This window comes from Moorena sp. SIO3I6 (assembly GCF_010672095.1).
On record NZ_JAAHHU010000122.1, the window covers coordinates 12,115 to 18,288 of the forward strand.

The 6,174-nt window shown below is 44.4% G+C and carries 7 protein-coding genes; 4 read left to right on the forward strand and 3 right to left on the reverse strand.

What is annotated here, in order from left to right; translation table 11 throughout:
- Together F6K49_RS26295 and F6K49_RS26300 are read left to right on the forward strand one after the other, a co-directional pair.
- Positions 1 to 510 (forward strand): Rpn family recombination-promoting nuclease/putative transposase (locus tag F6K49_RS26295; protein ID WP_293101363.1); only part of this gene is annotated, 510 nt, incomplete at its 5' end.
- Between the two features lie 119 nt (positions 511 to 629).
- Positions 630 to 1,481, forward strand: a complete 852-nt coding sequence (locus tag F6K49_RS26300; RefSeq protein WP_293101366.1) for an Rpn family recombination-promoting nuclease/putative transposase — start codon at positions 630 to 632, stop codon at positions 1,479 to 1,481.
- A gap of 279 nt (positions 1,482 to 1,760) precedes the next feature.
- On the opposite strand, the gene F6K49_RS26305 is transcribed toward F6K49_RS26300, so the two are convergent.
- Together F6K49_RS26305 and F6K49_RS26310 are read right to left on the reverse strand one after the other, a co-directional pair.
- Positions 1,761 to 3,155, reverse strand: a complete 1,395-nt coding sequence (locus tag F6K49_RS26305) for a formylglycine-generating enzyme family protein (protein ID WP_293023973.1) — start codon at positions 3,153 to 3,155, stop codon at positions 1,761 to 1,763.
- 28 nt (positions 3,156 to 3,183) lie between these two features.
- The gene (locus tag F6K49_RS26310) at positions 3,184 to 3,642 is read right to left on the reverse strand and encodes a hypothetical protein (protein WP_293023976.1); all 459 of its coding nucleotides are present in this window, start codon (positions 3,640 to 3,642) and stop codon (positions 3,184 to 3,186) included.
- On the opposite strand from F6K49_RS26310, the gene F6K49_RS26315 reads away from it, so the two are divergent.
- Both F6K49_RS26315 and F6K49_RS26320 read left to right on the forward strand, forming a co-directional pair.
- Positions 3,631 to 3,771, forward strand: a complete 141-nt coding sequence (locus tag F6K49_RS26315) for a hypothetical protein (protein ID WP_293023979.1) — start codon at positions 3,631 to 3,633, stop codon at positions 3,769 to 3,771. The two genes, F6K49_RS26310 and F6K49_RS26315, sit on opposite strands and share 12 nt — an antisense overlap.
- Positions 3,772 to 3,907: 136 nt before the next feature.
- On the forward strand, positions 3,908 to 4,048 hold the full coding sequence (locus tag F6K49_RS26320; RefSeq protein WP_293023982.1) for a hypothetical protein: 141 nt from the start codon (positions 3,908 to 3,910) through the stop codon (positions 4,046 to 4,048).
- Here F6K49_RS26320 and F6K49_RS26325 read toward each other — a convergent pair.
- A complete protein-coding gene (locus tag F6K49_RS26325; protein ID WP_293101369.1) occupies positions 3,993 to 5,948 on the reverse strand; it encodes a hypothetical protein in 1,956 nt (651 codons plus the stop codon). The genes F6K49_RS26320 and F6K49_RS26325 overlap by 56 nt on opposite strands.
- Positions 5,949 to 6,174 lie beyond the last annotated feature (226 nt).

Below are 6,174 nucleotides of genomic sequence, written 5' to 3' on the forward strand. Positions count from 1 at the left end.
AGCCGCAATGTGGATAAAGGAGCAACTCAACAATATCTTGAATTACTCGATTCCCCAAGGGTATCTCGGATTTATCTCGATGAATTAGCCGAGACCTCTGCAACATCGGTGGGTATAGCTACAGTACAGCTAATTGTCACCAAGGAAGATACTGCAATCGCACAAGCTCAAGACTTGATTCAACGAACCACTGAGGAGATAGACAATGAACCACAAAAGCGAGAACTTCTACAATTAATAGAGACCATACTAGTGTATAAGTTACCCAAACTCAGTCGCAGGGAGATAGAAGCGATGTTTAGCTTAAGTGATTTACGGCAAACCAAAGTTTATCAGGAGGCTTTAGCTGAAGGTATACAAGCAGGCAGACTTGAAGGTAAAATTCAAGGCAAATTAGAGTCCATACCTCGGTTGTTAGCGTTGGGTTTAACCGTAGAACAAGTTGCCCAAGCTTTAGAATTAGAGGTTGAACAAGTGAAACAGGTGCTCGAGCAGTCAACGGATCCCTGAAACAAAAACTATCCCATAGTTAGGTAATGGGTAATAGGTAATGGGAGCTAGGTGGGTTTACGCGGGTGACCCATTACCCATTACCATTACTATAGCTATAGTTAAGTAATGACCTAAATGTGAAAACCGATACCATATTCTATCGCCTGTTCCAATCGTTTCCCAGCATCTTCTTTGAATTAATTAACCATTCCCCTACAGAAGCACAAGCTTATCAATTCGCCTCTGTGGAAGTCAAACAACTAGCATTTAGAATTGATGGAGTATTCCTGCCGACAACCACCACAGCCCAACAACCGATTTATTTTGTAGAAGTCCAATTTCAGAGGGACTCTGAATTTTACTCCCGCTTCTTTACCGAAATTTTCATGTACTTAAACAAAACTAAACTCAGCAATGATTGGCGTGGTGTGGTGATTTACCCGAGCCGCAATGTGGATAAAGGAGCAACTCAACAATATCTTGAATTACTCGATTCCCCAAGGGTATCTCGGATTTATCTCGATGAATTAGCCGAGACCTCTGCAACATCGGTGGGTATAGCTACAGTACAGCTAATTGTCACCAAGGAAGATACTGCAATCGCACAAGCTCAAGACTTGATTCAACGAACCACTGAGGAGATAGACAATGAACCACAAAAGCGAGAACTTCTACAATTAATAGAGACCATACTAGTGTATAAGTTACCCAAACTCAGTCGCACGGAGATAGAAGCAATGTTTAGCTTAAGTGATTTACGGCAAACTAAAGTTTATCAGGAGGCTTTAGCCGAAGGTAGGCTTGAAGGCATACAAGAAGGCAGACTTGAAGGTATACAAGCAGGGAGACTTGAAGGTGAAATTCAAGGCAAATTAAAGTCCATACCTCGGTTGTTAGCGTTGGGGTTAACCGTAGAACAAGTTGCCCAAGCTTTAGAATTAGAGGTTGAACTTGTGAAACAGGTGCTCGAGCAGTCAACGGATCCCTAAAACAACAAGCATCCCATAGAAAAATCGCATTCCCTAGGCTAGGTGGGCAAATAATGAGAGTTTGGCAATTTCCTCAGCAGTCATGTCCATTTGCCCACCCTACAAGATCCCTATCCTAAATTCCCGATTACCAATTCTTAATTCTCAATTCTCAATTCTCAATTCTTAATTCTCCATTCTTAATTCTCCATTCCCGATTCCCGATTCCCGATTCCCGATTCCCGATTCCCGATTACCTATTACTTAGAAAAAGGCGAAAGGGCAAAGAAGATTCCACGCCTAGGAACAAACTACCCGGAAACCGAGGTCGAATTTCCTGCTGCTGTCACCAGGATTTTTGCCGTAGCGATTTGCACAGCTACAGTCCTTAGGATTGCGGTACCAAGATCCGCCACGCAGCAATCGATAAGACTTATAATTATCAATCCAGGGAATGCCGTCTACAGGGGCACCATCATAGTTGTCATGCCAAGTATCTTCACACCATTCCCATACATTACCGATCATATCATACAATTCCCAGTTATTCGGGGTTTTTTCTTTTACTGCTGGATGAGTTTTGGAATCAGAATTACCACTGTACCAAGCATACTCTCCCAGTTTTGACTCGTCGTCGCCATAGTAATATCTAGTTGTCGTACCTGCTCGACAGGCATATTCCCATTCCGCCTCACTGGGCAAACGGAATTTTCGACCCTGGAGTTGACCCTTAAATTTTTTATTGAGTCGCGCACAAAATTCTTGACAATCATTCCATGATACCTTTTCAACGGGTAGGTTATCGCCTTTAAAGTAAGATGGCTTGGGTTGAAGCGTAGCTTTGACTTTGTTGTAATCAGCAACGGCCTGCCACTGCTGCTGAGTTACTGGAAATTGTCCCATCCAGAACCCTGATACATTTACCAAATGCTGGGGGCCTTCGTCATCACTGCGCCTAAATTCACTAATAGGGGAACCCATCAAGAACATACCTCCTGGGATGTATGCCATTTCCAAAATGACTCCTTGAGCTAACTTAAAGGATTCTATTTTTATGTCATATAATTTTGGCTCATATAAAAGCTTTATGATGTAGGCTTTGAGGCTATCGTCTAACCCTTGCACTTTATTGTCTACATAGTTTTTCACTGCCAGTTGCGTGGGGACTACTACCAGGGAGGATTCTCTGGATTGGCCGATGGTGTCACTAAATTGCGCTACTTGTACGCCCTGCCCCAGTTGCAGACTGCCATTGAGCTGTGTAGCACCCTCTACCGTCAGCGTCTCACTGACTTGGAGCTTTTTAGTTTCAAACGACTCTCTGGCGCTAGCTTTTACCCCTTGGACTTGGTGTTCTACATAGGTTTTCACTGCCAGTTGCGTGGGGACAGCTTGATTCGAGTTGTCTGCCAAGGTAATATCGCTGGAAAATTCATTGACCGCTTCTCCTAATTCTAGTTTCAGGTTTCCCTTGACTTCCAGTTTAGCGGTGGGAGTGTCTGTGCCAATTCCTACGTTGCCCTTAACGTTCAGGGCTTCTGCAATGGTTAGAGGTCCCTGGAAGCTTGTTGCTTTTTGTTTTATGTCTTTAAGAGTATTCCCCAAACGGTCAATTTCACCCATGGCGGCATTCCAATCTGCCGAAAGGATCAAATCTCCAGGATTTTTCTGTTTTGGTTCAAAGCCGTTGGTCATTGCTGCTCCCTAAGCTTTCTAATTCTCACTAAAATAAAATTTCCCACACAAGAGTTAACTTAAATTTATCGCTCTTGGTAATTACAGGAAAAATCACTCGATTATACATGATTCCCTTGCCTTTTTCTAGGCTATTGAACAAACCCGCCTCAGTCAACTCAACTGGCTGTTTATCAGGTTCCCCAAAATCTAGGTCTACAGACAACATAATTTTACACTTTTTACTGTCACCGTCTCCAGTCTCGATTAAATCTTTGGACTCAAACGGTTTAAGTTCTTTCCGAAACACCTCCTGTCCCAATTGAGTATCCGTAGCTGGAGCAACTTTGGTGCTGCCGCCAGTCCCTAATGCGATGTAGCGGATCGGATCAATGGTTTGATTAGTAAATAACTTGGCAACTAATTCCCGCCCTGTGTAAACAATCGAGTTGTCAGCTTTAACTTCCTGCACCAGCTGAGCTTGAGGATTATATTTTTGGATAGTCAACCTACCTTTCATTTCGAGGGTTTCGGCAATTTTCATAGAATTAAGAATCGGGAATCGGGAATCGGGAATCGGGAATCGGGAATCGGGAATCGGGAATCGGGAATCGGGAATCGGGAATCGGGAAGTTAGAAGTTATAAATTAGAAGTTAGAAGTTAGAAGTTAGAAGTTATAAATTAGAAGTTAAAAGTTAGAAGTTAAAAGTTAGAAGTTAGAAGTTAGAAGTTAGAAGTTAGAAGTTAGAAGTTAAAAGTTAAAAGTTAAAACTTGGCATTCACCCTCCCGACTCCCGACTCCCGACTCCCGACTCCCGACTCCCGACTCCCGACTCCCGACTCCCGACTCCCTTTCTTCAACCAAAACGATTCCCGCTATCAAAGCCCGTATAGTCAAATACTCCACAAGTAAGCAGGTTATCAGACATTTCGTGGACTACTCCCTCTGGATAGGGAACCTGAAGACTACTAATAGTCAAGGTATCTTCGGCAAGATGTTCTTCCAGAAAAGGAGAACGCTCGACTCCCAACCGTGCTACCATCTCGTGAGTTTCCTGAAAGCGCTTTTCATAGGTAATCATCCCCAGAACACCAGCGGCTTTAACCTTGTCAATAATTCCAGCAATTTGATGGCGAGGATGGTCCCCTGCTTGCTGAAACTTATCAGTAAAGCCGGGAATATCCCAAGGAATTTTTACCTCAAACACCCCTGGGGTGAGTTTGTAGAATCTCATTTCCAGAGAGACGGCGGGTTGACTCAAGGCAAAGGTGGTTTCACCAAAGCGCTGTTGGTCAAATCGGGCCAGGGGAACCCCATCAGCTAACTGGGCTTCCAGCCGCCAGCGAGAGGTTTGGGTTGGTAGTTGGGGCGTTCCTTCTGTTGCATAAGGTTTACCGTTGACTTCAACAGTATTCTCTCGAAAGGACAATACATCGGATGCCCTCGCTTCTCCTTGGTAAGTAACCGATTCTTCAGTATCGCACCTAACAACTCGCAAATTGTATAATACCACAGGCAGACTTGGCTGAACTGCCAGGAAAATTTCGATTTTCTCAGGCTGCGGGTTGGGGTTATATACCTCAAATTCTGCCCCAAGTCTCAGCACGTAGGAATGTTCTGGCTGATTATGAGGATGCAACTGAGTCAGCCGAGGCATGAACTCTTTAATTTCAATGGTTTCCTTAGCAGCTTGAGCTGCGGGAGAATCTCCTAAAATTCCCAAGTTGGCTGCCACCAAATCAATAATCCCTTGCTTGGTAGCTGCTCCTTGACGGAGGATTTGAATCAAGCCTTTGAGTCGCTCTCGGTAAGGAGCATAACTCTTGGCAATTTCATTGGGATAGGCTGCTTCTAGCAATTGCCGATTCTGGATAATCAGATCAGCTCCCTGGGGAGGGGTTTCTGGTCGGGGTTGGTCGGTGTCTTGGTAAGTTTTTTGGTATAGTGAAGGGTCTTCAAGACAAAGATTGAGTCCCTTAATTAACCCCTGTTCTACCTCCGCCAGAGTGGGAATAGGGCTAGGGCTGATATACTCTGGATAGGCAGCGTCTAACAACAAGCGATTGAGACGTTGTCGGTCTTCCCCGATTGGTTGTTGTGCCAGCAGTTGCTGAGCGGCTTTGCTAAGAGTCAGGGTTTGGAAGTATGGCTTATTTTTCCCATAGAGGGAGGGATTAACCAGCTGTTGGTTGAGTGTTTGCACCAGTCCCTGCTCTAGGGGTTCAGGAAGCGGGGGGAAACCGTCATAGTGATTCAGCAGTTCCAGGGTTTCTGGGGGCAAGTGAATTTTGAGATAATGACTGAGTGGATCGGTATCAACGGTAGCAACCAACAGCTTAATGGCCAGACCGGGCAGATCCCTGAAAGACTCTAGGTTAAATTGAGCCTGGGCAACCTGATAGCGCTCCAGAAGGGTCTTGGTATCGTGATCAAGTTGCGATCGCAAATACTCAGACAGTTCATCCCTGCCTTCATGAAGTTTCTTGGCCAAGTTACTGACATTTTTAAGACTCCCTGGACTAAACTGGTGACTAACCTGTACCAGTTGAGAGGTGCCCCCTAAAGCTTCTAGGTAGAGAGCAAAAAGTTGATCTAAATCTCCCTTTTTGTTAGCAATAAAGCCTTGAGAACCTTCATTGTCAGCGGTATCCACATGATGGGAACGCATCACAGCGAGCAAGTCGGTTTCCCCTTGCTCTAGCAAGACGCCAAAGACATCAATAAATTGGTAGAGCAAACTCTCAACATTGGCTCCGTCATAGAAGTGAGGAAACCGATTGGTGATGCTGGTGGTTTTGCCGCGTTTTTCCATTACCTATTACCCATTACCTACTCAAAGTCCCCCTTTCTAAGAGGATATCTGAAAAGTTTTTTGATACTGAATTTTGCCCCCCTAGCCCCCCAAAACAGCCTATGCTTTATAAACATATTTCTTTACAAAAAACTTGACAAAAGTAACTTGATATGATTAGTGTGATCAAAAAACTTGACGTCCCACGTTCTCGCTCAGTTTGTATAGGAAAAGCCTTTTGCCAAAA

Coding starts and splice junctions, on each gene's coding strand:
- F6K49_RS26305 (WP_293023973.1), bottom strand. CDS start 3,155: ATGACCAACGGCTTTGAACCAAAACAGAAAAATCCTGGAGATTTGATC.
- F6K49_RS26325 (WP_293101369.1), bottom strand. CDS start 5,948: ATGGAAAAACGCGGCAAAACCACCAGCATCACCAATCGGTTTCCTCAC.